At 74.3% G+C, this 24,221-nt stretch carries 21 protein-coding genes; 12 read left to right on the plus strand and 9 right to left on the minus strand.

The features are described from left to right. Positions 1-104: 104 nt before the first annotated feature. Genes EBO35_RS03350 through EBO35_RS03360 form a run of 3 tightly spaced genes read right to left on the minus strand, consistent with a single transcriptional unit; the run spans position 105 to position 3,229 of the window. On the minus strand, positions 105-1,595 hold the full coding sequence (locus tag EBO35_RS03350; protein ID WP_241153843.1) for a sensor histidine kinase: 1,491 nt from the start codon (positions 1,593-1,595) through the stop codon (positions 105-107). After that, positions 1,592-2,311: a response regulator transcription factor gene (locus EBO35_RS03355; RefSeq protein WP_122816473.1), complete on the minus strand. Its 720-nt coding sequence runs from the start codon at positions 2,309-2,311 to the stop codon at positions 1,592-1,594. The genes EBO35_RS03350 and EBO35_RS03355 overlap by 4 nt, the downstream gene beginning before the upstream one ends. A gap of 57 nt (positions 2,312-2,368) precedes the next feature. Then, entirely contained in the window at positions 2,369-3,229 is an 861-nt protein-coding gene (locus tag EBO35_RS03360; protein ID WP_206422651.1) for an AraC family transcriptional regulator, read from the minus strand. Positions 3,230-3,358: 129 nt separating this feature from the next. Here EBO35_RS03360 and EBO35_RS03370 point away from each other — a divergent pair, with 129 nt between their 5' ends. The 4 genes from EBO35_RS03370 (at position 3,359) to EBO35_RS03385 (ending at position 10,106) form a co-directional block, all read left to right on the plus strand. Then, entirely contained in the window at positions 3,359-3,883 is a 525-nt protein-coding gene (locus EBO35_RS03370) for a hypothetical protein (RefSeq protein ID WP_164477785.1), read from the plus strand. Positions 3,884-3,920: 37 nt separating this feature from the next. Next, entirely contained in the window at positions 3,921-7,766 is a 3,846-nt protein-coding gene (gene hrpA, locus EBO35_RS03375; protein ID WP_122816475.1) for an ATP-dependent RNA helicase HrpA, read from the plus strand. Positions 7,767-7,819: 53 nt separating this feature from the next. Then, entirely contained in the window at positions 7,820-8,416 is a 597-nt protein-coding gene (locus tag EBO35_RS03380) for a hypothetical protein (protein WP_241153844.1), read from the plus strand. Between the two features lie 343 nt (positions 8,417-8,759). Next, positions 8,760-10,106, plus strand: coding sequence for an ABC transporter substrate-binding protein (locus tag EBO35_RS03385; RefSeq protein ID WP_164477786.1), 1,347 nt, complete (start codon positions 8,760-8,762; stop codon positions 10,104-10,106). A gap of 3 nt (positions 10,107-10,109) precedes the next feature. Here EBO35_RS03385 and EBO35_RS03390 read toward each other — a convergent pair whose 3' ends face one another. Next, the gene (locus EBO35_RS03390) at positions 10,110-11,450 is read right to left on the minus strand and encodes an HRDC domain-containing protein (protein WP_122816477.1); all 1,341 of its coding nucleotides are present in this window, start codon (positions 11,448-11,450) and stop codon (positions 10,110-10,112) included. Beyond that, on the minus strand, positions 11,450-12,058 hold the full coding sequence (locus tag EBO35_RS03395; protein ID WP_122816478.1) for a DUF3000 domain-containing protein: 609 nt from the start codon (positions 12,056-12,058) through the stop codon (positions 11,450-11,452). The genes EBO35_RS03390 and EBO35_RS03395 overlap by 1 nt, the downstream gene beginning before the upstream one ends. Positions 12,059-12,127: 69 nt before the next feature. Here EBO35_RS03395 and hemE point away from each other — a divergent pair, with 69 nt between their 5' ends. Continuing rightward, entirely contained in the window at positions 12,128-13,168 is a 1,041-nt protein-coding gene (hemE, locus tag EBO35_RS03400) for a uroporphyrinogen decarboxylase (protein WP_241153845.1), read from the plus strand. Between the two features lie 7 nt (positions 13,169-13,175). Here the strand turns inward: hemE and EBO35_RS03405 are convergent, their stop codons facing one another. Further along, complete coding sequence (locus EBO35_RS03405; RefSeq protein WP_122816480.1) at positions 13,176-14,000, minus strand: NYN domain-containing protein; 825 nt, start codon at positions 13,998-14,000, stop codon at positions 13,176-13,178. Positions 14,001-14,151: 151 nt separating this feature from the next. Between EBO35_RS03405 and EBO35_RS03410 the strand changes: the two genes are divergently transcribed. The 5 genes from EBO35_RS03410 to hemQ all read left to right on the plus strand — a co-directional run bounded on the left by EBO35_RS03410 (position 14,152) and on the right by hemQ (position 18,580). Continuing rightward, positions 14,152-15,309, plus strand: a complete 1,158-nt coding sequence (locus tag EBO35_RS03410) for an LLM class flavin-dependent oxidoreductase (RefSeq protein WP_122816481.1) — start codon at positions 14,152-14,154, stop codon at positions 15,307-15,309. After that, a complete protein-coding gene (locus EBO35_RS03415) occupies positions 15,306-15,809 on the plus strand; it encodes an NADPH-dependent FMN reductase (RefSeq protein WP_122819243.1) in 504 nt (167 codons plus the stop codon). Before EBO35_RS03410 ends, EBO35_RS03415 begins: the two co-directional genes overlap by 4 nt. Beyond that, positions 15,806-16,324 (plus strand): flavin reductase family protein, encoded by a 519-nt coding sequence (locus EBO35_RS03420; RefSeq protein WP_206422652.1) that lies wholly within the window; start codon positions 15,806-15,808, stop codon positions 16,322-16,324. The genes EBO35_RS03415 and EBO35_RS03420 overlap by 4 nt, the downstream gene beginning before the upstream one ends. A 133-nt stretch (positions 16,325-16,457) precedes the next feature. Beyond that, on the plus strand, positions 16,458-17,873 hold the full coding sequence (gene hemG / locus EBO35_RS03425; RefSeq protein WP_241153846.1) for a protoporphyrinogen oxidase: 1,416 nt from the start codon (positions 16,458-16,460) through the stop codon (positions 17,871-17,873). Then, on the plus strand, positions 17,870-18,580 hold the full coding sequence (hemQ, locus tag EBO35_RS03430) for a hydrogen peroxide-dependent heme synthase (protein ID WP_122816483.1): 711 nt from the start codon (positions 17,870-17,872) through the stop codon (positions 18,578-18,580). Before hemG ends, hemQ begins: the two co-directional genes overlap by 4 nt. A 12-nt stretch (positions 18,581-18,592) precedes the next feature. Here hemQ and EBO35_RS03435 read toward each other — a convergent pair whose 3' ends face one another. Together EBO35_RS03435 and msrB are read right to left on the minus strand one after the other, a co-directional pair. Further along, positions 18,593-19,957 carry an FAD-binding oxidoreductase gene (locus EBO35_RS03435; protein ID WP_122816484.1) on the minus strand — a complete coding sequence of 455 codons (1,365 nt, stop codon included), beginning with the start codon at positions 19,955-19,957 and terminating at the stop codon, positions 18,593-18,595. Between the two features lie 104 nt (positions 19,958-20,061). Beyond that, a complete protein-coding gene (gene msrB, locus EBO35_RS03440; protein ID WP_122816485.1) occupies positions 20,062-20,466 on the minus strand; it encodes a peptide-methionine (R)-S-oxide reductase MsrB in 405 nt (134 codons plus the stop codon). Positions 20,467-20,612: 146 nt separating this feature from the next. On the opposite strand from msrB, the gene EBO35_RS03445 reads away from it, so the two are divergent. Continuing rightward, positions 20,613-22,208, plus strand: a complete 1,596-nt coding sequence (locus EBO35_RS03445; protein ID WP_122816486.1) for a methyl-accepting chemotaxis protein — start codon at positions 20,613-20,615, stop codon at positions 22,206-22,208. A gap of 50 nt (positions 22,209-22,258) precedes the next feature. Further along, positions 22,259-23,341 carry a DNA polymerase domain-containing protein gene (locus EBO35_RS03450; protein WP_122816487.1) on the plus strand — a complete coding sequence of 361 codons (1,083 nt, stop codon included), beginning with the start codon at positions 22,259-22,261 and terminating at the stop codon, positions 23,339-23,341. Positions 23,342-23,680: 339 nt separating this feature from the next. On the opposite strand, the gene EBO35_RS03455 is transcribed toward EBO35_RS03450, so the two are convergent. Further along, a complete protein-coding gene (locus EBO35_RS03455; RefSeq protein ID WP_122816488.1) occupies positions 23,681-24,217 on the minus strand; it encodes a hypothetical protein in 537 nt (178 codons plus the stop codon). Positions 24,218-24,221 lie beyond the last annotated feature (4 nt).

Consider the following 24,221-nt stretch of genomic DNA (forward strand, 5'->3'; position numbering starts at 1 on the left):
GGGCTCGGCAGGATGGTCAGGATTGTCAGACAATCTGCGGTGTCAGCGTAGCCGTCGGGCGCCCGGAAGCCGACCCCTTTGGGCCGACGGGTTCCCAGGGATCCTCAGCGCGGGGCCGCGGGCGGCAGCGAGACCCGCACGGTGGTGTCGCCCGGCCTGCTGGTGAGCTCGACCCGGCCGCCGTGGGCGGACACGATCGCCTGCACCAGGGCCAGCCCCAGGCCGACGCCGCCGGCGCGGTTGCGGGAGGCGTCGCCCCGGACGAACCGCTCGAACGCGCGCCCGGCCAGCTCCGGAGGGAACCCCGGGCCGTCGTCGTGGACGGCGAACCCGGTCCCTCCGGGATCCGCGCCCCGGTACGCCGTCACGGTGACGGTGGTGCCGGCCGGGGTGTGCTTGCGGGCGTTGGTCAGCAGGTTGGTCACCACCTGGTGCAGCCGGTGCTCGTCGCCCAGCACCTCCACCGACTCCGCCGGCAGCTCCAGGCGCCAGCGGTGCTCGGGTGCCACCACCTGGGCGTCGGCGACCGCCTCGAGCAGCAGCCGGGTCAGGTCGACGGGCGTCCGCTCCAGCGGCCGCCCGGAGTCCAGGCGGGCCAGCAGCAGCAGGTCCTCGACCAGCGACGTCATCCGCCGCGACTCCTCCTCGACCTTGGCCAGCGCGGTCCGCGCCGCCGCTGCGTCGTCGGGACGGCGGCGGGCGAGCTCGGCGTACCCGGCGATCGTCGCCAGCGGGGTGCGCAGCTCGTGGGAGGCGTCGGCGACGAACTGGCGCACCTGCTGCTCGCTGTGCTGTCGGTCGGCGAGCGCGGACTCGACGTGGTCGAGCAGCGTGTTCAGGGCAGCGCCCACCTGGCCCACCTCGGTGCGCGCGTCGGTGAGGCGCTCGGGCACCCGCTCGGTCAGGTGGATCTCGCCGGAGGCCAGCGGCAGCGCGGCGACCGCGTGGGCGGTGCTGGCCACCTCGTTGAGCGGCCGCAGCTGGCGGCGTACGACGAGCAGGCCGAGCACCGCCGCGGCGGCCACCGCGAGCAGGCCGAGGACGGCCTCCCAGCCGACCAGGCTGCGCAGGGTCCGGTCCACCTCGTCGGACGGCAGCGCGTAGACGACCCGGCCCCCCTCGACGTCCTCCGCGGCGGTGCGGTAGCCGCCCAGACCGCCGAGGTCGACCGAGCGCGGCGCGCCATCGACCTTCGCGAGCTCGTCGAGCAGGTCGTCGTCGAGGGCGGTGCTGATGGGGGCGCCCTCGGTGGTCGTCGAGATCCGACTGCCACCGCGGTCCCCGGAGTCGAGGTAGACCGCCCAGACCGTGCCCACGTCCTGGCCCAGGCCCGGACCCCGGCCGGGGCCGTCCTCGTCCCGCCCCGAGCCCCGGCCCGGGCCGTGCGGACCCGGTCCGTCCTCGGTCAGCGCGGCGACGGTGCGGTCCAGGCCGCGCTCGACCCGGTCGTCGAGCTGGTCGGTCAGGTAGTCGCGCATCGCCAGCGCCGTCGCGCCTCCCATCAGCAGGGCGGCGACCGCGACCAGCGCCACGGTGGTGACCACCAGGCGCCAGGCCAGCGAGCGCGGCGAGCGCATCAGTCCCGGCACCCTCACGTGGCCGGCTTCAGGACGTAGCCGGCACCGCGCATGGTGTGGATCATCGGCGCACGGCCGGCGTCGATCTTCTTGCGCAGGTAGGAGATGTAGAGCTCCACGACGTTCGCCTGGCCGCCGAAGTCGTAGTTCCAGACCCGGTCCAGGATCTGGGCCTTGCTGAGCACCCGCCGCGGGTTGCGCATCAGGTAGCGCAGCAGCTCGAACTCGGTTGCTGTCAGGTTGATCTCCTCGCCGCCGCGGAAGACCTCGTGGCTGTCCTCGTCCAGGGTGAGGTCGCCGACCACCAGCACCGAGGAGGACTGCGCCTGCTGGGCACCGGCCCGGCGGACCAGGGCGCGCAGCCGGGCGACCAGCTCCTCCAACGAGAACGGCTTGGTGACGTAGTCGTCGCCGCCCGCCGTCAGGCCGGCGACCCGGTCCTCGACGGCGTCGCGCGCGGTCAGGAACACGACCGGCAGGTTCGGGTCGGTGGCCCGCATCCGGCGCAGCACCTCCAGCCCGTCCAGGTCGGGCAGCATGATGTCGAGGACTACCGCGTCGGGGCGCAGCTCCCGGGCGATCGCGACGGCCCGGGCGCCGGTGTGCGCGGTCTCGACCCGCCAGCCCTCGTAGCGCAGCGCCATCGAGACGAGCTCGGCGAGGTTCTCCTCGTCGTCGACCACCAGGATGCGCAGCGGGGACCCGTCGGCGCGGGTGAGGTCGGAAGCAGCCATGACTCCACTGTGCCTGCGTCGGCTGTGGATGTCCTGTGGCCGGTGTCCGGCCCGGTGTCAGGGGCGGCCCTGGCGGTAGCGGTGGGGCGGCACCCCGACCAGCCGGGTGAAGTCGCGGGTGAAGTGGGCCTGGTCGTACCAGCCGTGTTCGGCGGCCAGGTCGGCCAGCGAGCCGGCGTACCCGGCGTCGAGGGCGGTGACGACGTCGTGCATCCGGTAGCGGGCCAGCACCCACTTGGGGCTGGCGCCGACGTAGCGGGCGAAGAGCCGCTCGACCTGGCGCCGGGAGACGGCGTGGCGCTCCTCCAGCTGGGCGACCCGGACCAGGGACCGGTCGCGGAGCAGGTCCGTGACCAGGCGCAGCACCGTGTCGTAGCCGGGGTCGTAGCCGGGGTCGGGGGAGGCGCCGCGGCGCTCGGCCAGCCCGAGCAGAGCGCGGTCGGCGACGCCGGCGGCCGCCGCCGGGGCCTGCCGGCCGTCCAGGACCCGCAGGGCGTCGACCACCGGCGCCGGCAGCAGCTCGGCGGCGGGCCGCAGCCGGTCGGTGAGGGCACGGGCCTCCAGCCCGGCCAGCGCGGCCAGGCCGCCGGGGCGGAACTTCACGCCGAGCACCCAGCCGCGGTCCGCGACCGGGACCTCGAAGCGCCGGGTGACGACGCCGGTGACCAGCACCCGCTCCGCCCCCACGCCGGGCCGGGGACGACCGAGCTCCACGCTGAGCGTGCACGCGGGGTGGGGCAGCGTCTGGCTGTGGAAGACGGTCCCGGGCGGGAGGTCCCAGCGCAGGCACCAGTGGTTCTCCACCCAGCGGTCCAGCCCTGGAGCGGGCAGCAGCCGCTCGACCGAGGCGTGCCGCGCGAACTCGGTCGGGCGCAGGATCCCGGCGCCGGTCGAGGTCGCGTTGGTCCTGGCCCGCATCCTCGAATGCTAGGGACCAGCACCGACCGGCGCTCGGCGAAGGAACTGGTAGGTGCTGCACGGCTCGGTCACAGGCACCGCACAGGCTGCGGAGCCATCGTGGTGGACGTCAAGGAAAGGAGCCAGAGAATGTCCCCCACGCCCCCCAGCACGCCCCCCACCGCCGCCCCCAACCCGGGCCCGGGCCCGGCCGGAGCCCCCACCCCGCCGCCGGCCCAGGCGCCCGGCACCGCACCGGTCGCCCCCGCGGCCCAGAAGACCAAGCTGCGCGACCGCTCGTTCGGGGCCCGCGCGACCGGCATCGTGGCTGTCGTCGCGCTGCTCGTCGGCGGCGGTCTCGGCGGCCTGATCGGCGCGGTCGCCGCTGACGACGACGGCCCGGGCCCGGACCAGATGGGCGGCCCCGGCCACGGCCAGCACCAGTTCCCCGGCGGTGGCTCCGGCGGGTTCGGCGACCGTGGCCCCGACGGTGACTCCGACCGGGGCTTCGACCACGGCCCGGGCGGATCCGACCAGGACTCCCAGGGCTGGCCCGACGGGTTCCCCGGTGAGGACGGCATGCCGGACACCGAGCCGGACACCACGCCGGACACGCCGGACACGCCGGACACCGAGGAGGACGTCACCCCGGAGACCCCCGGCTCGACGGCCTGAGCGGTTCCTTCGCCGGTCTTGGCACAATGGCGCTGCCATGACCGACGAGCTCCCGATCACCTACCCGCCGGAGCTGCCGGTCACCCAGCGCCGTGACGACATCGCCGCCGCGATCCGCGACCACCAGGTCGTGATCGTGGCCGGCGAGACCGGCTCGGGGAAGACCACCCAGCTGCCGAAGATCTGCCTCGAGCTCGGTCGCGGTCGCCGTGGCCGGTCCGGCGGGGGGTTGATCGGGCACACCCAGCCCCGGCGGATCGCGGCCCGCAGCGTGGCCGAGCGCATCGCCAGCGAGCTGGGCACGGACCTGGGAGCTGACGGCGGCGTCGTCGGCTACCAGGTCCGCTTCACCGACCGCACCTCGCGCTCAACCCGGGTCAAGCTGATGACCGACGGCATCCTGCTGGCCGAGCTGCAGCGGGACCGGATGCTGCGCAAGTACGACACGATCATCATCGACGAGGCGCACGAGCGCAGCCTCAACATCGACTTCCTCCTGGGCTACCTGCGTCAGCTGCTGCCGAAGCGCCCGGACCTGAAGCTGATCATCACCTCCGCCACCATCGACCCCGAGCGCTTCGCGGCGCACTTCGCCGACGTACGCACCGGCGAGCCGGCCCCGATCATCGAGGTCTCCGGGCGCACCTACCCGGTCGAGGTCCGCTACCGCCCGCTCATGGAGCTGCCCGAGGAGGACGAGGAGGGCGAGCCGGTCGTCCGCGACCAGACCGAGGCGATCGCCGACGCGGTGCGCGAGCTGGTCGCCGAGGGACCCGGCGACATCCTGGTCTTCCTCCCCGGCGAGCGGGAGATCCGCGACACCGCCGAGGTGCTCGAGGGACTCAACCTGCGCAACCCGGTGGAGATCGTCCCGCTCTACTCCCGGCTCTCCGCGGCCGATCAGCACAAGGTCTTCGCCCGGCACACCGGCCGCCGCGTGGTGCTCGCGACGAACGTCGCCGAGACCTCGCTGACAGTCCCCGGCATCCGGTACGTCGTGGACACCGGCGTGGCGCGCATCTCGCGCTACTCGGTGCGCACCAAGGTGCAGCGGCTGCCGATCGAGCCGATCAGCCAGGCCTCGGCCAACCAGCGCTCCGGGCGCTGCGGCCGGGTCGAGGCCGGCATCGCGATCCGGCTCTACTCCGAGGAGGACTTCGAGGGCCGCCCGGAGTTCACCGACCCCGAGATCCTGCGCACCAACCTGGCCAGCGTCATCCTGCAGATGGCCAGCCTGGGCCTGGGCGACGTCGGGCGGTTCCCGTTCGTCGAGCCCCCGGACAAGCGCAACGTCAGCGCCGGCGTGCAGCTGCTCGAGGAGCTCGGCGCGCTGCGGGCCGGGGCCAGGGCGGGCGGCGAGGCGCTCACGAAGCTCGGGCGCCGGCTCGCCCGGCTCCCCATCGACCCCCGGCTGGGCCGGATGGTCCTGGAGGCCGAGCGGCTCGGCTGCGTGCGCGAGGTCGTCGTCATCGCCGCCGCGCTCTCCCTCCAGGACCCCCGCGAGCGGCCGGGAGCCGACCACCCCGCCGAGCAGGCCCGCGCCGACCAGCTGCACGCGCGCTTCAAGGCCGAGGGCAGCGACTTCCTGACCTGGCTGAACCTGTGGCGCTTCCTCAAGGAGCAGCAGCGCGAGCTCTCCGGCAGCGCCTTCCGGCGGATGTGCAAGCGCGAGTTCCTCAACTACCTGCGGGTGCGGGAGTGGCAGGACTTCGAGTCCCAGCTGCGCCAGGTCTGCAAGGAGATGGGCGTCCAGGCCGGGCACCCGGCCGACACCCCCGACGCCGACGGGATCCACCAGGCCCTGCTCTCCGGGCTGCTCTCCCACATCGGCATGCTCGAGGAGCGCGACGCCGCCTCCGGGCCGAACGCCGGCCGGGACGGGCGCCGCCGGGGGCCCCGGGAGTACCTCGGCGCCCGCGGTGCGCGGTTCGCGATCTTCCCCGGCAGCGTGCTGGCCCGGAAGAACCCGCAGTACGTCATGGCCGGCGAGCTCGTCGAGACCGGGCGGCTCTGGGCCCGCCAGAACGCCGCCATCAAGCCGGAGTGGGCCGAGCAGCTCGGCGGGGACCTGGTCAAGCGCACCTGGTCCGAGCCGCACTGGTCGCGCAAGCGGGCGGCGGTGATGGCCCGCGAGCGGGCCACGCTGTACGGCGTACCGCTGGTCGCCGACCGGCTGGTCAACTACGGCAAGGTCGACCCCGCGCTCTCCCGCGAGCTGTTCATCCGGCATGCGCTGGTCTACGGCGAGTGGCAGACCCGGCACCGGTTCCTGGCCGAGAACCAGCGGCTGCTCGAGCAGGCCGAGGAGCTCGAGCACCGGGCCCGGCGCCGCGACCTCGTCGTCGACGAGCACACGCTCTTCGACTTCTACGACGCCCGGGTCGGCCCCGAGGTGGTCAGCGGTGCCCACTTCGACCAGTGGTGGAAGCAGGCTCGCCGCGACCAGCCGGACCTGCTCACGTTCGACCCGAAGATGCTCACCCACGACACGGTCGAGGAGGTCCGCGAGGAGGACTACCCCGAGCGCTGGCACGGCGACACCGGAGCCGGGCTGACCTTCCCGATCAGCTACCACTTCGAGCCGGGCACCGCCGAGGACGGCCTCACCATCGAGGTGCCGGTGGCGACGCTGAACCGGGTCAGCGACGAGGACTTCTCCTGGAACGTCCCCGGGCTGCGCCAGGAGCTGGTCACCAGTCTGATCCGCAGCCTGCCGAAGAACCTGCGGGTCTCCTTCGTCCCCGCACCCGACAAGGCGCGGGAGTTCCTCGCGACGGTGCCGGCGGGGGAGGAGCCGCTCCTGGACGCCCTGGAGCGGTGGTGCCGCTCGACCACCGGGGTCGTGGTGCCGCGCGCTGCCTGGGACTGGTCCAAGGTCCCCGAGCACCTGCGCCCGACCTACCGGGTGGTCGACGAGACCGGCCGGGAGCAGGCCCGCGGGAAGGACCTCGAGGCGCTCAAGGCCCCGCTGCGCGGCTCCTTCGAGCAGGCCATCGCCGAGGTCGCCACCGCGAGCGGGGTCAGCCGCACCGGCGAGACGGGCTGGGTGTTCGGGACCATCGAGCGCTCGTTCACCCAGAAGCGGGCCGGCCACGAGGTGCAGGTCCATCCGGCCCTGGTCGACGAGGGCGGCACCGTGGGGCTGCAGGTCTTCGGCGCGGAGGAGGAGGCGGCGGCCCGGCACCGCCTCGGCGTACGCCGGCTGCTGCTGCTCGGGACCCGGTCCCCGGTCAAGCAGGTCCTCGACGGGCTGAGCAACGCCGAGAAGCTGGCCCTCGCGGGTACGCCGTACCCCTCGGTGGCGGAGCTGCTCGAGGACTGCCGGGCCGCGGTGCTCGGCGACCTGGTCGACGCCCGCCCGGCGGTGCGCACCGAGGAGGAGTACGCCGGCCTGCTCGCCGAGGCGGAGCGGGACCAGGAGGCGCGGCTGCGCGGCGTGCTCGGCGACGTGCTGCGGGTGCTGGACGGCTGGCGGGCGGCGGACAAGGCGCTGTCCGGGCGGGCCGAGATGACCCAGCTGCCGGCGCTCTCCGACATGCAGGCCCAGCTCGCCCGGCTGGTCCACCGCGGCTTCGTGGGGGAGGCCGGAGCGGCGCAGCTGCGCCGCTATCCGACGTACCTCACCGCGCTGCGGCAGCGCCGGGCCCGGCTCGACGACGGCGGCGGCGCGGTCAACCGGGACCGGCAGCTGATGGACCGGGTCTCCGACCTGCAGGCCGCCTACCTGCACCAGCTCGACGCCCTGCCTCCCGGCCGGCCGCCCGGCGAGCGGCTGCGCGCCGTGCGCTGGATGCTGGAGGAGTACCGGGTCTCGCTGTGGGCCCAGCAGCTCGGCACCCCGACCCCGGTCAGCGACCAGCGGATCCGGAAGGCGCTGGGGTAGTGGCGGCCTCGCCACAGCGGTCCGGCCGGACCCCGGCCTCGTAGAGTGGCCGGGTGAGCGACCGCCCCCACCACCGCCCGATGCAGCCCGGGGACGCCTTCTTCGACGACATCGTCGGCGGTGCCGATCCGGCGCTCGTCACCGAGGCCGCCGACCGGGCGGCCCGGCTCCTGGTCCGCGGTGCCCGCGAGCGCGGCGACGCCGGGGTGGCGGAGCGGCTGCTGCACCTCGCCGACACCGAGGGCATCGAGACCATCGCCGAGGTGTGGGCCGGCTCGCCCGCAGACTCGGTGGCCGGCTGCCTGTGGCGGCTCTACCTGCTGCGCTCCTGGGTGTACGCCGACCCGGTGGCCGTCGCGCGCGAGTTCGAGGCCGGGCGCTCCCACGCCCAGGTCGCCCGGGTGGTGGCCGGCGTCGCCGACCCGCCCGGCCCGGAGGAGCTCAAGGCGATGGTCGACCAGGTGCTGCGCGGCATCGCGACCGGCGACTTCGCCGACGTGCTGTTCCGGGCAGCTGGCTTCGCGCGGGTGGTGGCGGCGGGCCGCGCGGCCCTGGCCGACGGGACCGAGGAGGCGGTCGTGCGGGTGCTCCGGCTGGCCGAGCAGCTCGAGGCGGCGGGACACATCGAGCTGGCCTCCCGACTGTCCTGACCACTGTCCTGACCGGGGCCCGAATCGGGCCGCGGAGGGCCGCGCCGCAGACGGTCGGGCGTTACACTGGAGCCGAGCACGTCGGGCCGTGGCAGCCCCGGGTCCCAAATTAAGCCGCTACGAGCGGCCACGCGCCGTGAGGCGCTCCCGGTCCGGCGTGCTCGTTCTTCGTTCTCCGCGTTCCGGGCACCGCCCCGGAGCCCGAGTGCTGCGCGCCGCCGCGGGAGCACTCGGTAGGGTGACGCCGTCCCGGCGGATGCCCGGGACGCCGCAGAGAACGGGTGGTGTCGTGGGTAACAGGGGTAACGGTCGGGTTCGAGCGGCACGGCGGGCCACCGGCCTCGTGGCCGCGGCGCTGGCCCTCGCCCTCACGGCCAGCTCGTGCACCGGCGACTCCGAGCCGGAGCCGCGGCGCAGCCCCGCGCCCTCGTCGCCGGCACCGACGGCGGCCCTGACCTTCGGGGTCTGGGGCGGCCCGGAGGAGATCGCCGCCTACCAGGCGATGGTGGACACCTACAACGCCACCAGCGGCGCCGAGCCGGTGACCATCGAGCCGTACGCCGACGCAGCGGGCCTGGTCGCCGCGGTGCAGAAGGGCGGCGCGGCGGCCCCGGACGTCTACATGCTGCCGCGCACGGACCTGGCCTGGCTGCGCGAGGAGCGACGCAACGTCCCCGTCGACGAGCTGCTCGACGAGCGTGGCGTCAACTTCGGTGACAACTACTCGCGCTCGGCGCTCGAGGCCTTCTCCGACGACCTGCGCCTGCAGTGCATGCCGTACGGCGTCTCGCCCGAGGTCGTCTACTACAACAAGCGCCTCGTCGACTTCGACCGGATGGAGCGCCGCGGGCTGCAGGTGCCCGGCGGGGAGCGGGTCCGCTGGACCTTCGACCAGTTCGCGGAGGCCGCCGCCTTCGCCTCGCGCAAGCGGCGCGGGACCAAGGGCGTGCACGTGCCCGCCACCCTCGAGGGCCTGGCGCCGTTCATCTACTCCGGCGACGGCAAGGTCTTCGACGACGCCGACGACCCGCGCTCGCTCGCGCTCGCCGGCGACGAGTCCCGGGCGGCGCTGGAGCGCACCCTCACGCTGCTGCGCGACCCCACCGTCACCCTGTCCGAGAAGCAGCTGTCGCGGCGCAGCGCGCTGGAGTGGTTCAAGGCCGGCAAGCTCGGCATGATCACCGGCCAGCGCGACCTGGTGCCCCAGCTGCGGGCGGTGCCCGGCCTGGACTTCGACGTGATCTCGATGCCGGTGCTCGACACCCCCGCGACCGTCGGCGACGTCACCGGCATCTGCATCTCCGCCCGCTCCGCGAGCGTCCCGCAGTCCGCCGACTTCCTGGTCCACGCGCTGTCCACCGACGCGGTCGCCGAGGTCACCGAGGCCGGCTTCCTGGCGCCCGCCAACCAGACCGTCGCCCTCAACGACGCGTTCCTCCAGCCCGACCGGGCCCCGGAGCACGCCACCGTGTTCACCGGCGGGGTCTCCTCGATGGTGCTGCCGCCGCTGCTGACCACCTGGCCCGAGCTCGACGCGACAGTGAACCCGATGCTCGCCGAGCTGATGAACGTCTCGATCATCGAGGACCTCGGCGAGGCGACCGAGCGGATCGACGAGGCGTCGCGGACCGTGCTCGACCCGGAGAGCCTGGAGGAGTCCGCCGAGGAGTCCCCCGAGGGGGACGAGTAGGCCCTAGGCCTGCTCGGAGCCCGGCTCCGCGTCGTCGGGCGCCGGGTCGGGCTCGGGGTCCGGCTCGGTGTCGGCACGCAGGATCGCCTCGGTCAGCACCGGGCCGACCAGCTCCACCTGCCACGGGCGGGCGCCCAGGGCGCTCAGCGCGTCCGCGACCGCGGTCGCCAGCTGGGCCGGTTCCCGGGTGGCCGGCGGGGTCCACAGGGTCCGGCGCAGGTAGTCGGGGGTCAGCAGGTTCTCCACGGGGAGGTGCCGCTCCTCGGCCAGCGCGGCCATCGCCTCACGGGCGATCGCCAGGCGGCGGGCGGCGACCGGGTCCTTCTCGGCCCACGCCCGCGGCAGCGGCGGGCCGTCGGTGCGCGGCGAGCGAGCCGGCAGCTCGCTCTCGTCCATCGTGGCGGCCTCGGTGAGCGCGGCGACCCAGCGCGCGGCGTACCGCTCGGCGCCGCGGCCGTGGAAGCCGCGGGTCGCCAGCAGGGCGGCCCGGTCGGTGGGCAGCGCCTGGGCGGCCGCGACGATCGCGGCGTCCGGCAGCACCCGGCCGGGGGTGACGTCGCGCTGCTCGGCGATCTGGTCGCGGGCCTCCCACAGCGCCCGGACCGCGGCCAGGCCGCGGCGCCCGCGCACCCGGTGCATCCCGGAGGTACGCCGCCACGCCTCCACCCGCGGGGTCTGCTGGAAGCTGCGCAGCGCGTCGAACTCCTGGCGCGCCCACTCGGCCTTGCCGGACTCCTCCAGCTCGGCCGCGAGCGCGTCGCGCAGCTCGACCAGCACCTCGACGTCCAGCGCGGCGTACTCCAGCCAGGGCTTCGGCAGCGGCCGGGTCGACCAGTCGACCGCCGAGTGCTCCTTCTTCAGCCGGTAGCCCAGGACGGTCTCGACCAGCGTGGCCAGCCCGACCCGCGGGTGCCCGAGCAGGCGACCGGCGAGCTCGGTGTCGAACAGGTCGGTGGGGTAGAGCCCGATCGCGGTCAGGCAGGGCAGGTCCTGGGTCGCGGCGTGCAGGATCCACTCGGTGCCCTCGAGCGCCTCCGCGAGCGGTGCGAGCCGGTCCACGTCGAACGCGATCGGGTCCACCAGCGCGGTGCCGGCGCCCTCGCGGCGCAGCTGCACCAGGTAGGCGCGGCCGGAGTAGCGGTAGCCGGACGCGCGCTCGGCGTCGATGGCCACCGGGCCGGTGCCGGCGGCGAGCCGCTCGCAGTAGGCGACCAGCGCGGGCTCGGTGTCGATCAGGTCGGGCAGGCCGTCGCGCAGGGTCAGCAGCGGGGCCGGCTCCGCGGCGGTCTCCGCCTCCTCCGCGACCTCGGGGTCGCCGGACGGGGCGCTCTCGGGGGAAACCATCAGGTCGGCGTGCCTCGCTGTCCTCGCCGGCTCGGCATGACCGCCACGCCCTCCGGCACCGGCGGGAGACCCACCGCGGTGCACAGCAGCTCGCCCCACGCCTCGACGTGGGAGGCGAGGTCGAGGCCCTGGGGGGTCCACGACGCGCGGATCTCGATCTGGGCGGTGCCGGTCTCCTCGGCCATCCCGCCGAAGCTCTCGGTCGACACGCAGGTCACGGTGCCCGAGGCCTCCGCGTACGCCGCGCCGTGGGCGTCGAGGGCGTCGGTCAGCCAGGACCACCCGACGGCGGCGAGCATCGGGTCGGCCACCAGGTCGGCGTCGATCTCGGCGCGGGCGTAGGTGACGCACCGGAAGGTGCCGTTCCAGGCGTCGTTGCCGTCGGGGTCGTGGAGCAGGATGATCCGGCCGGTCCCGAGGTCGACGTCGTCGACCGTGACGTCGGCCGAGAGCGCCGCGGCGTACGGCGCGATCCGCTGCGGCGCGGGCATCTCCTCGCAGAGCACCTCCGGGCGCAACCGGGCGGCGCGCATGCTGGCGACCGCCTCACGGAACTCCCGGGGGCTCTCCGCACCCGTTCCCGGGTGCGTCTCCTGACGCACGACCATGGGTTCACAGTAGGTCCGCAGCCTCGAACCGATGTGCGAACACGCCGGGGCGGGTGCGAGGCTTGTCCGGTGAGCACCTCGGCCGACCTGTCCCAGAGCGCGTTCCTCCTGGCTGCCCGGGGCGAGCCCGTGCCCCACACGCCGGTCTGGTTCATGCGCCAGGCGGGCCGTTCGCTGCCGGAGTACCTCAAGGTCCGCGAGGGCGTCGCGATGCTCGACGCCTGCATGGACCCCGAGCTTGTCGTGGAGATCACGATGCAGCCGGTGCGCCGCTACGGCGTCGACGCGGCGATCTTCTTCTCCGACATCGTGCTCCCGCTCAAGGCCGTCGGCGTCGACCTCGACATCGTGCCGGGCGTCGGCCCGGTGGTCGCCGAGCCGGTGCGCACGCTCGCCGACGTCGAGGCGATCCCGGACCTGCTCCCCGAGCACGTCGGGTTCATCACCGAGGCGGTCCGCGGCCTGGTCGGCGAGCTCGGCGGCACGCCGCTCATCGGCTTCGCGGGGGCGCCGTTCACGGTCGCCTCCTACCTGGTCGAGGGCGGACCGTCGAAGGAGCACGCGAAGACCAAGGCGATGATGTTCGGCGCTCCCGAGGTCTGGGACGCGCTGATGCGCAAGATCGCCGGCATCGCGGCCGGCTACCTGCGGGTGCAGGTCGAGGCGGGGGCCTCCGCGGTCCAGCTCTTCGACTCCTGGGCCGGCGCGCTCACCCCGGCCGACTACGCCGAGCACGTGATGCCGCACTCGGCCCGGGTGCTGGCGGCCGCCGGGGAGCTCGGCGTCCCGCGCATCCACTTCGGGGTCGGCACCACGAACCTGCTGGGCCTGATGGGCGAGGCCGGCGCCGACGTCGTCGGCGTCGACTGGCGCACCCCGCTGGGCGACGCGATCGGCCGGGTGGGCGAGCGGGCCGTGCAGGGCAACCTGGACCCGACCCTGGTCTTCGCCCCGACCGAGGTGATGACCGCCCGGGCCGCGGACGTGATCGAGGCCGGCCGCGCCGCCCGCGGCCACATCTTCAACCTCGGGCACGGTGTGATCCCCTCCACCGACCCCGACCAGCTCAAGCGGTTGACCGAGTTCGTGCAGGGCTACGACCTGGCCTGAGCCCGGCTCAGTCGGTCGCGGCCTTCTTCGCGGTCCGGCGCCGGGTGGTGACCTTCGGGGGCACCTTGACCGGCTTCAGCCGCACCCGCGGCGCGTTCCCGTCCTCGTGGGCCAGCTCCAGGTAGTCCTGGGCGCGGGCCAGCGAGATCAGCTTGCCGAAGCCGTAGTTGCGCGGGTCGAACGAGGCGTGCCGGGTGTTGAGGTAGCTGCCGACCGAGCCCAGCAGGGCCCAGCCGTCCTCCGCGGAGGTGTTGTCGACAGCGGCGGTGAGGATCTCGCGCAGGTCGGGCAGCGGGGCGGCGGCCGCCTCGGTGCCGGCGGGGTCCTCCGGGTCGTCGGGGTCGTTGGTGTCGGCGACGGGCTCGGCCGCGGCCGCGTCGGTGCCGAGCACCTCGAGGAAGACGAACCGGTCGCACGCCGCCACCAGCGCCTCGGGGGTCCGGCGCCGGCCGAAGCCGTAGACGGTCTTCCCGGACTCGCGCAGCCGGGTGGCCAGGCGGGTGAAGTCGCTGTCGCTGGAGACCAGCGCGAACGCGTCCAGGTTGCCGGTGTAGAGCAGGTCCATCGCGTCGATGATCAGCGCGGAGTCGGTGGAGTTCTTGCCGGTCGTGTAGGAGAACTGCTGCACGGGCTGGATCGCGTTGCGGTTCAGCTCGTCCTTCCAGCTCCCGAGCCGGGTGGTGGTCCAGTCCCCGTAGGCGCGCTTGACCGTCGGGACGCCGTACCGAGCCACCTCGGCCAGCAGCGCGCTCGCGTGCTTCCCGGAGGTGTTGTCGGCGTCGATGAGGACGGCCAGACGGACGGCGCGGGTGGTGGGGTCGGTGAGAGGCACGGCGCCAGCCTAGGCGGCCCTCTGCCCGGTCTCGCGGCCGGCGGGCTCCGCGGCGCCCGCGGCGGGGCGGCTTGCATCCGTCGACAATGTGCAGCAATCTTATCGACATAAATGGTTATCCGAGGGCGGCGAGCACGCGAAAGGCACCACGATGAGCACCCTGAAGTTCCACTGGTTCCTCCCCACCAACGGCGGTGACGGCCGCCAGGTCGTCGGGGGAGGGCACGGCGTCGAGGCCGGCGCCTCCGGCCGGCCCGCGTCGGTGCCCTACCTCGGGCAGATCGCCCGCAGCGCCGAGCAGCTCGGCTTCGAGGCAGCGCTCACTCCCACCGGCACCTGGTGCGAGGACGCCTGGATCTCCACCGCGATGCTCAGCACGCTCACCGAGCGGCTGAAGTTCCTGGTCGCGTTCCGGCCCGGGCTCACCGCGCCGTTCCTGGCCGCCCAGATGGCCGGCACGTTCCAGAACCTCTCCGGAGGGCGGCTGCTGCTCAACGTCGTCACCGGCGGCGAGAGCCACGAGCAGCGGATGTTCGGCGACTTCGAGGACAAGGACGCCCGCTACGAGCGCTGCGAGGAGTTCCTCCGGGTCGTGCGGGCGCTGTGGGCGGGGGAGCGGGTGAACCATGCCGGGCGGTACTTCCGGCTCGAGGACGCCGTGCTGGCCCAGCTCCCCGACCCGCTGCCCGAGATCTACTTCGGCGGCTCCTCGCCCGCCGCGCTCGACGTGGCCGCGCGGCATGCCGACGTCTACCTCACCTGGGGCGAGCCACCCGCCGCGGTGGCGGAGAAGGTGGCGCGGGTCCGCGCCCTGGCCGCGGAGCACGGGCGCCGGCCGCGGTTCGGCATCCGGCTGCACACGATCGCCCGGGACACCTCCGCGGAGGCCTGGGCCGAGGCCGACCGGCTGCTGGCCGCGATCGGCGAGGAGGACATCGCACGGGTCCAGGCCGGCCTGCGGCGCAGCGAGTCCGAGGGCCAGCGCCGGATGCTCGAGCTGAACTCGGGGTCCAAGGACGGCCTGGAGATCCACCCGGGCCTGTGGGCCGGGGTCGGGCTGGTGCGCGGCGGGGCCGGCACCGCCATGGTCGGCAGCCACGACGAGATCGCCGACCTCGTCGAGGAGTACGCCGCGGCGGGCATCGAGGAGTTCGTGCTCTCGGCCTACCCGCACCTGGAGGGCGCGTACTGGTTCGGCGAGGGCGTGCTGCCCGAGCTGGCCCGCCGCGGCCTGTGGGAGCACCCCGCGCCGACCGGGCGGGTGACCTCGGCGGTGCCGTTCGGGGCCGGCACCCGGGCCGCCTCGTGACCAGCGTCGCGGTCGTCGTCGGGAACCCCAAGCCGGGCAGCCGCACCCTCGCCGCCGCGACGTACGTCGCGCGCGAGCTGGTCGGCGCGGAGCCCGGCCTGGTGGTCGACCTGGCCACGCTCGGGCCGGCGGTCCTGGACTGGTCCGACGCCGGGGTGGGTGCGCTGGTCGCCGAGGTCGGCGCCGCCGACCTGGTCGTGGTCGCCAGCCCCACCTACAAGGCCGCCTACACCGGCCTGCTCAAGGTCTTCCTGGACAGGTTCGGGCCCGGCGGGCTCCGCGGGGTCGCCGTGCCGCTGATGCTCGGCGCGGGCCCGGGGCACGCGCTGGCGCCCGAGCTGACCCTGCGCCCGGTGCTCAGCGAGCTCGGCGCGACGATCCCGGCGCCCGCGCTGTACGTCCTGGACTCCCGCCACGACGACCCGGCGGCGTACGCCGACTGGCTGCACCTGGCCCGGCTCCGGATCACTCCCCACCTCACGACTGGAGCACCGGCATGAGCCTGACCCCGCTCACCACCAACCAGGACCTCGACCCCGCGCGGCTGCGGGAGGCGTTCGGGATCTTCCCGACCGGCGTCGTGGCCGTGGCCGCCGAGGTCCAGGGCCGCCTGGTCGGGCTCGCGGCGAGCTCGTTCACCTCGGTGAGCCTGGACCCGCCGCTGGTGTCGTTCTCGGTGGCCAACACCTCGAAGACCTGGCCGGACCTGCGCCGGGCCGCGCACCTGGGCCTCTCGGTGCTGGCCGACCACCACGGCCAGGCCTGCCGCCAGCTCGCCGGCCCGGTCGCGGAGCGGTTCGCGGGCCTCGACGTCACCCGGACCGAGGACGGCGCCGTCACCCTCGACGACGCGCTGGTCCGCTACGACACCTCGATCCACGAGGAGGTGGTGGCCGGCGACCACACGATCGTGCTGCTGCGGCTGCACGGGGTGCAGCACCGCAGCGAGCACACCGACGCCTCGCTGCCGCTGGTCTTCCACCGCAGCGGGTTCGGCCGGCTCGAGGTCTCCTGAGGCAGGTGCCCCCGGGGAGCGGTGAGATAGCCACCGTCTGGGGCCTGGGTTCGGTGGCAGGCTCACCGCTGGGGCGGGGGCGGCTGCGCAACCCCTCGCCCGCCGCCGCCCGGCCGCCGCCTACGCTGATCGGGTGTCGACGCCACCGCAGCCCCGGGTCGCCGTCGTCGGTGCCGGTCTGGCCGGACTGGCCGCCGCCCGGGAGCTCGCCGAGGCGGGCTGCGCCGTGGTCGTGCTCGAGGCCGCCGACCGGGTCGGCGGCAAGGTGCGCCGCGCCGAGGTCGCCGGGACCGTGGTCGACGTCGGTGCCGAGGCGATGCTCAACCGGCGCCCGGAGGGCGTCGACCTGGCCCGCTCGCTCGGCCTGCCGCTGGAGCACCCGACCACCGCATCCTCCCGGATCTGGACCCGCGATGCGCTGCGGCCGCTGCCGCGCTCGCTGATGGGGGTCCCGCTGGACCTCGACCAGCTCGCGGCGTCCGGAGTGCTCAGCGAGGCCGGCCTGGCCCGGGTCCGGCAGGAGCCGGGCCTGCCGCCCGAGGTCCTCGACGCCGACCTCTCGGTCGGCGAGCTCGTCGACCGGCGCTTCGGCCCGGAGGTCACCGACCGGCTCGTCGAGCCCCTGCTCGGCGGCGTGTACGCCGGACACGCCCGCGAGCTGTCGGCCCGGGCGGCCGTTCCGCAGCTGGTCGCGTTCGCCACCCGCGGCTCGGTGCTGGAGCAGGCGGCCGCGATCCCCACCACCTACGACGTGCCGGTCTTCGCCGGGATCCCCGGCGGCATGGGCCAGCTCGCGGAGGCGGTCGCCCGCGGCCTCGACGTGCGCACCGGCACCACCGTGCGCGCGCTGGAGCGGACGCCGGGCGGCTTCCGGCTGCTCACCGGGCCGACCACCGCCGAGCAGGCGATCGAGGTCGACGCGGTGGTCCTCGCCACCCCCGCCGCCCCGACCGCCCGGCTGCTCTCGGGCCTCGCCCCGGGCGCCGCCGCCGAGCTCGCCGGCGTCGAGTACGCCTCGATGGCGGTGGTGAGCCTGGCCTTCCGGGTCGAGGACGCCGCGGTGGTCGACCGGTCCGGGTCGTCGGGGTTCCTGGTCCCGCCGGTCGACGGGCGCCGGATCAAGGCCGCCACGTTCTCGTTCGCCAAGTGGGGCTGGGTGCGCCGGGCCGGCGCCGAGTCGGGCGTGGTGCACCTGCGCACCTCCCTGGGCCGGCACCGCGAGGAGGTCGCCCTGCAGGCCGACGACGAGGAGCTGCTAGCGGTCTCGCTGGCCGACCTGGCCGCGGCGACCGGCCTGACGGCGACCCCCGTCGACGTGCACGTGCAGCGCTGGGGCGGCGGTCTGCCGCAGTACGCCGTGGGCCACCTGGACCGGGTGGAGCGGATCCGGTCCGAGGTGGGCCGCGTTCCCGGGCTGGCGGTGTGCGGCGCGGCGTACGACGGCGTGGGGATCCCGGCCGTCATCGGCTCCGCCCGCCGGGCCGCGGCCCAGGTGCTGGAGGACGCCGGGTTCGGTTGCTCCGAGCGCGGGGGGACAATGGAGCCATGAGCGACTCCACGTCCAACGCCGCCCGGGTCCGCGAGATCAACGACGCCATCCGCTACACGATGTGGTCGGTCTTCCGGCTGCGCGACGTCCTCGGCGACGACGCCGACCGTGCGGCCGAGGCCGCCGAGGTCGAGAAGCTCTTCGCCGACCTGGCCGAGGCCGACGTCGTGGTGCGCGGCACCTACGACGTGAGCGGCCTGCGCGCCGACGCCGACGTGATGGTGTGGACCCACGCCACCACCTCCGAGGAGCTCCAGTCGGCCTACCACCGGTTCCGCCGGACCGCCTTCGGCCGGCGCCTGGAGCCGGTCTGGTCGCAGATGGCGCTGCACCGCCCGGCGGAGTTCAACAAGTCCCACGTGCCGGCCTTCCTCGCCGACGAGGAGCCCAAGCGGCACGTGTCGGTCTATCCGTTCGTGCGCTCCTACGAGTGGTACCTGCTCCCCGACGAGGAGCGCCGCCGGATGCTGGCCGACCACGGCAAGATGGCGCGCGGCTTCCCCGACGTGCGGGCCAACACCGTGGCGTCGTTCTCCCTCGGCGACTACGAGTGGATGCTGGCCTTCGAGGCCGACGAGCTGTACCGGATCGTCGACCTGATGCGGCACCTGCGCGGCTCCGAGGCGCGCCGCCACGTCCGCGAGGAGGTGCCGTTCTACACCGGCGCGCTCGCCTCGATCACCGAGCTGGTCGACCGGCTGCCCTGAGCGGGCCGCGCCTCAGAGCGCGTGGTTGGGGACGAACCGCCGAGCCGGGTCGTACCGGTCGCGCAGGGCGGCCAGGCGTGCCCAGTCCTCCCCGTCGACCAGGCGGCTGGCCTGGACCCGGCGCTCGGTGAAGGTCGCGACCAGGCCGGGGACCGACCAGGGGGCCAGTGCTGCGACGACAGTGGCCGCCGCCTGCCGGGCCGGGCCCGCCGCCTCGGGCGTCGGGGCCGTCGCGATGCAGAACACGGAGTAGTCGCCGGGCAGCGCCGAGAGCGCCCCGCCGGCCGGGCCCGGCCGGGCCAGGGCCCCGCCGAGGTGACGGACCTCGGTGACGGTCAGCCCCGAGCTGGTGCCGGGGCCGACCTGCCCGAGGAGCGCGGCGAGCGCCGCGTCGTCGAGGGGCCCCAGCACTGTGTGGTCGGAGACGGCGGGCGTCGGGCCGGGCGGGTCCAGGTGCACGTCGAGCAGCTCCGCCGCCGGGATCCGTCCGAAGGTGTCGATCTCGGGCTCCAGCGCGCGCAGCGGCGCCAGCAGCGACGCGGCGTGCTCGTCGTCCTCCAGCACGGCGCCGTCGATGATGACCAGGTCCCGTCCGGACAGGAACGGCGGCAGCTGCGGCAGCGGCGGCAGGCTGAGCACCCGCAGCACGGTGGTCGCGGTCTCCGGGGCGGTCCGCGTCCACGCGGCCCACGCCGCGAGCACCTCGGGCGCGCGCTCCCGGTCCCACAGCAGCATGCCGGCGTACACGTCCGCGTAGGGCAGCAGGTCGAGCTCGATCGCGACGACGACGCCGAAGTTGGCGGCGCCACCGCCGCGCAGTGCCCAGAACAGGTCGGGGTGCTCGGTGGCGTCGGCCCGGACGAGCTCGCCATCGGCGGTGACGAGCTCGACCGCGCGCACCGAGCCGGCCGCGAGGCCGTGGCGGCGGGCGTAGAACGACAGCCCGCCGGAGAGCACGTAGCCGGGGAGCGCCACGTCGGGGGCGCTGCCGTGCAGGGCCGTCAGCCCGTGCTCGGCCGTCGCCGCGACGACGTCGCGCCACGGGGTCGCGCCGATCACCCGGGCGGTGCGGGCCACCGGGTCGACGCTGACCCCGGAGAGCTCGGAGAGCCGCAGCAGCACCACGTCGTCCAGGTCCTGCTCGGCGAGCGGACCGACCCCGTGGCCGGTGCTCAGCGGGGCGACGCGCAGCCCGGCGCGGCCGGCGTCGCCGACGAGGTCTGCGACCTCCTCGACGGTGCGGGGCACCGCGACGACGGCCGGTCGCAGGTCGACGCTGAGGTTCCACGGCGTGCGGGCGGCGTCGTACCCGGGATCTCCGGGCAGGTACAGCTCGCAGGAGCTACGGAGGCGGGTGGCGGGATCGGTCTCGGTCATGGTGCCTCCCTCGAGGCCTCGGGATCGCTGGCGACCTGGCACCAGCAGTGTCAGTCGCCGCTGGCGCGCGGCGCATCCCGTTTACCGAGGGTGGCGCGACCGGGTCAGGACCGGTCGGCGGGCTCCAGGGTCAGGCTGACCGAGTTGATGCAGTACCGGTCCCCGGTGGGCGTGCCGTAGCCGTCGGGGAAGACGTGCCCGAGGTGGGAGCCGCAGCTGGCGCACCGGACCTCGACCCGCTTCATCCCGTGCGAGGTGTCCTCGATGTACTCGATCGTGTCGGTGATCGGCTGGTAGAACGACGGCCAGCCGCACCCGGAGTGGAACTTGGTGTCGGACTCGAAGAGCTTGGCCTCGCAGGCCTTGCAGCGGTAGATGCCGGTGGTCTCGGTGTCGTTGTACTCGCCGGTGAACGGCCGCTCGGTGCCGGCCTGCCGCAGGACGGCGTACTCCTCGGGCGAGAGCTCCTCGCGCCACTGCTCGTCGGTCTTCTCCACGTCGTAGGCCATGGCCCCCAGACTAGTCCGGTGGCGGGCGCCGGCGAATCCGCTCAGCCTCGGCCGGCGCCGGCCGATCGGGAGCGTCGGAGGAGGGGTGTGCCCTCCTGCGCGGCCGTCGGCGACCGCCTCGGTGCGCCGGCACGGAGGAGAGCCCGATGGACCAGCACCTGACTGTCGCACGCCGGATCGGCCTGGGATTCCTCGTGGTCGTGCTCGCCATGGTCGCCGTCGTGGGCGTCGCCGTGGTGAAGGTGGCGAGCATCGAGGACCATCTCGCCGTCATCAACGACGAGAACGCCGTCAAGCAGCGCCACGCCATGGACTGGCGGGGCAGCGTGCACGACCGGGCCATCGCGCTGCGCGACGTCGTGCTCGCCCCCGACGCCGCCTCCCGGCGGCGGGAGGTGACGACGATCGACGCGCTCGCGGCGGACTACCGCGCCGCCGAGGCGCCGATGGCGGCGCTCTTCGCCGAGTCCGGCAGCGGCAGCGCCGCGGAGCGGGAGGCGCTGGCCGAGATCGACGCCGTCCAGTCGCGGACCCTCCCGCTGATCGACGCGGTGGTCGAGCTGAGCGCCGAGGGGCGCCAGGACGATGCGGCGCGGCTGCTCGCCCGGGAGGCCAAGCCGGCGTTCGTGGAGTGGCTCGGCGCCATCAACGCGTTCCTCGACGTCGAGGCCGACCTGAGCGCTGCTGAGACCGCGTCGGCCCGCGACGAGGCCAGCGGGTTCTTCGTGACGATCACGCTGCTCTTCCTGCTCGCGGTCGCGGTCGCGCTGGTCGCGGGCTGGCGGACCACCCGGACCGTCGTCCGGCCGCTGGCCGAGGCCCGCGCGGTCCTCGCCGACGTCGCCACCGGCGACCTGACCCGCCGGATCGAGGTGGGCCGCCACGACGAGGTGGGGGCGATGGCGACCTCGGTGAACATCGCCCTGGACAGCATGGCCGCGGTGATCGGCGACCTCTCCGAGAGCGCCCGGCGGCTGGGCCGCACCAGCGACGACGTCGGCAGCGTCGCGGCGGCCCTGGGCAGCACGGCCGCCGAGTCCTCGACCCAGGCGACAGTGGTGGCTGCGGCCGCCGAGGAGGTCTCGCGGAATGTGTCGACGGTGGCGGCGGGTGCGGAGCAGATGGGTGCGTCTATTCGGGAGATTGCGCATTCGGCGAATGAGGCGGCGCGGGTGGCGTCGTTGGCGGTGGCGTCGGTGGAGTCGACGAATGTGACGGTGTCGCGGTTGGGGGAGTCGTCGGTGGAGATCGGGAATGTGGTGAAGGTGATCACCTCGATTGCGGAGCAGACGAATTTGTTGGCGTTGAACGCGACGATCGAGGCGGCGCGGGCTGGGGAGGCTGGTAAGGGGTTCGCGGTGGTGGCGAACGAGGTGAAGGAGCTGGCGCAGGAGACGGCGCGGGCGACGGGGGATATTGCGCGGCGGGTGGAGGCTATTCAGTCGGATTCGGGTGGTGCGGTGGCGGCGATCGGGGAGATTGCGGGGATCATCGCCTCGATCAATGACTATCAGTTGACGATCGCGTCGGCGGTGGAGGAGCAGACGGCGACGACGAATGAGATGTCGCGCAATGTCGCGGAGGCGTCCACCGGGGTCAGCCAGATCGCCGAGCACCTCGGCGGGCTCGCCCAGTCCGCGCACGCCACCAGCGGGTCCGCCGGGGACTCCCAGGCCGCCGCCCGGGAGCTGGCCGAGGTCACCGCGCACCTGCACGGGCTGGTCCGGGGCTTCCGCTGCTGACCGTGCCGCTGGTCATGCCGGCGTCCGGGGCGATGCCCTAGCGTGTCGCCATGGCGAAGACCGCAGCGGCCGAGGTGCAGGCGGGCGGGCGCGCGGTCCGCGTCTCGAGCCCGGACCGGGTGATCTACGAGGCCACCGACACGACGCCCGAGGTCACCAAGCTGATGGTCGCGGAGTACGTCGCGAGCGTCGAGGACGGCCTGATGCGGGCGTTGCGCGACCGGCCCACGGCCCTGGAGCGGTGGCCCTCCGGCGTACGCCCGGGGATGCGGCTGGCCACCGGTCCGCAGGACCGCGACGCCGAGGCGTTCTACCAGAAGCGGGTCCCCAAGGGCGCCCCCGACTACCTCGAGACGGTGCAGGTCACGTTTCCCTCCGGCCGGACCGCCGACGAGATCTGCCCGACCGAGATCGCGGTCCCGGTCTGGTGCGCGCAGATGGGCGCGCTGACCTTCCACCCGTGGCCGGTCCGGCGCGGGGACGTCGACCACCCCGACGAGCTGCGGATCGACCTCGACCCCCAGCCGGGCACCGCCTTCACCGACGCGGTGCGCGTCGCCGGGGTCGCCAAGGAGCTGCTCGAGGAGCTCGGGCTGGTCGGCTTCCCGAAGACGTCGGGGAACCGCGGCGTGCACATCTACGTACGGATCGAGCCGCGCTGGGAGTTCACCGACCTGCGGCACGCCGCGATCGGGCTCGGGCGGGAGCTGGAGAAGCGCGACGACGCCGTGACGGTGAACTGGTGGAAGGAGGAGCGCGGGGAGCGGATCTTCGTCGACTACAACCAGAACAACCGGGACCGGACCATCGCCTCGGCGTACTCCCTGCGGCCGCAGCCGGGGGCCCCGGTCTCGACCCCGCTCACCTGGGCCGAGCTGGCCGAGCTCGACGACCCCCGCGGCCTGAACCTGTTCACGGTGCCGGACCGGCTCGCCGACGGCGACCCGTGGGCCGGCATCGACGAGACGGCGTACTCCCTGGACCCGCTGCTGGCGCTGTGGGAGGAGCAGGGCGCGGTCGAGCTCAGCTTCCCGCCGGACTACCCGAAGATGCCCGGCGAGCCGCCGCGGGTGCAGCCGAGCAAGAAGGTCGCCGAGCACTGGGACGAGGACGGCCAGCGGCGTCCGGACTGAGATGCAGCCGGAGATGCAGCCGGAGATGCAGCCGGAAATGCAGCCGGAAATGCAGAAGGACCCGCACTGGCGCAGTCCCCCCGGATGCGCTTCGTGCGGGTCCTTTCCGACAGTCCGTGGGCGGTCCCCCGACCGCCCGGCTTCCAGGAAGCCATGGACTCTCGTGCCCCATGAAACTGTCGAGCGGCGCGGAATTCCCCCCGGAATCTCACGTCACCCTGCAGGTCCTGATGTGTCCAGGCTGCTGACAAGGAAGAGCGTAGGGATCGAGCCCGCTCCGAGCGGTAACAGCCGATCCACAGAAGATCCAGTGTTGAGTAACAACGCCCGGTCGAGGGCTCAGACTCCGAAGGCTCCCTCGCCGCCGCCGGCCTGCTCGTCGAAGGTCTCGTGCTCGAGCAGGTGCAGGACCGGGACGCCGAGGCGGCGACGCGCCTGCGAGGTCCAGTCGAGGTGGAAGAACTCGGCGACGACGTGCGGGCGGGTGAGGATGATGACCTCCCGGCCGTCGACCTGCGTGATCGTGGCGGCGAGCGCGTCGATCGGGGCGTCGGTGACGAGCCGGCCCTCCGCGCTCATGCCCGCGGTCCGCAGGGCGGCCAGGGTCGCCTCGAGGTCGGCCACCGACCGGTCCCGGCAGTCCTGGCGTACGGCGTCGAGGTCGACGTCGGTGAGGGTCATGGCGGGGGAGGCCAGCATCTCGCCGCCGGTCAGCGACCCCATCGCCGCCTCGATGCGGGCCGCGGCGTCCTCCATCGGCAGCAGCACGTGGTAGCGGACCGGCTCCTCGAGCCCCTCGTGGAGCGAGCGCACCTGGCGGGCGTCAGCGGTCGTCAGGGCCTGCTCGATGAGCAGCACGACGTCGTAGTCGGACATGGGC

The organism is Nocardioides pantholopis, assembly GCF_003710085.1.
Lineage (GTDB): Bacteria > Actinomycetota > Actinomycetes > Propionibacteriales > Nocardioidaceae > Nocardioides > Nocardioides pantholopis.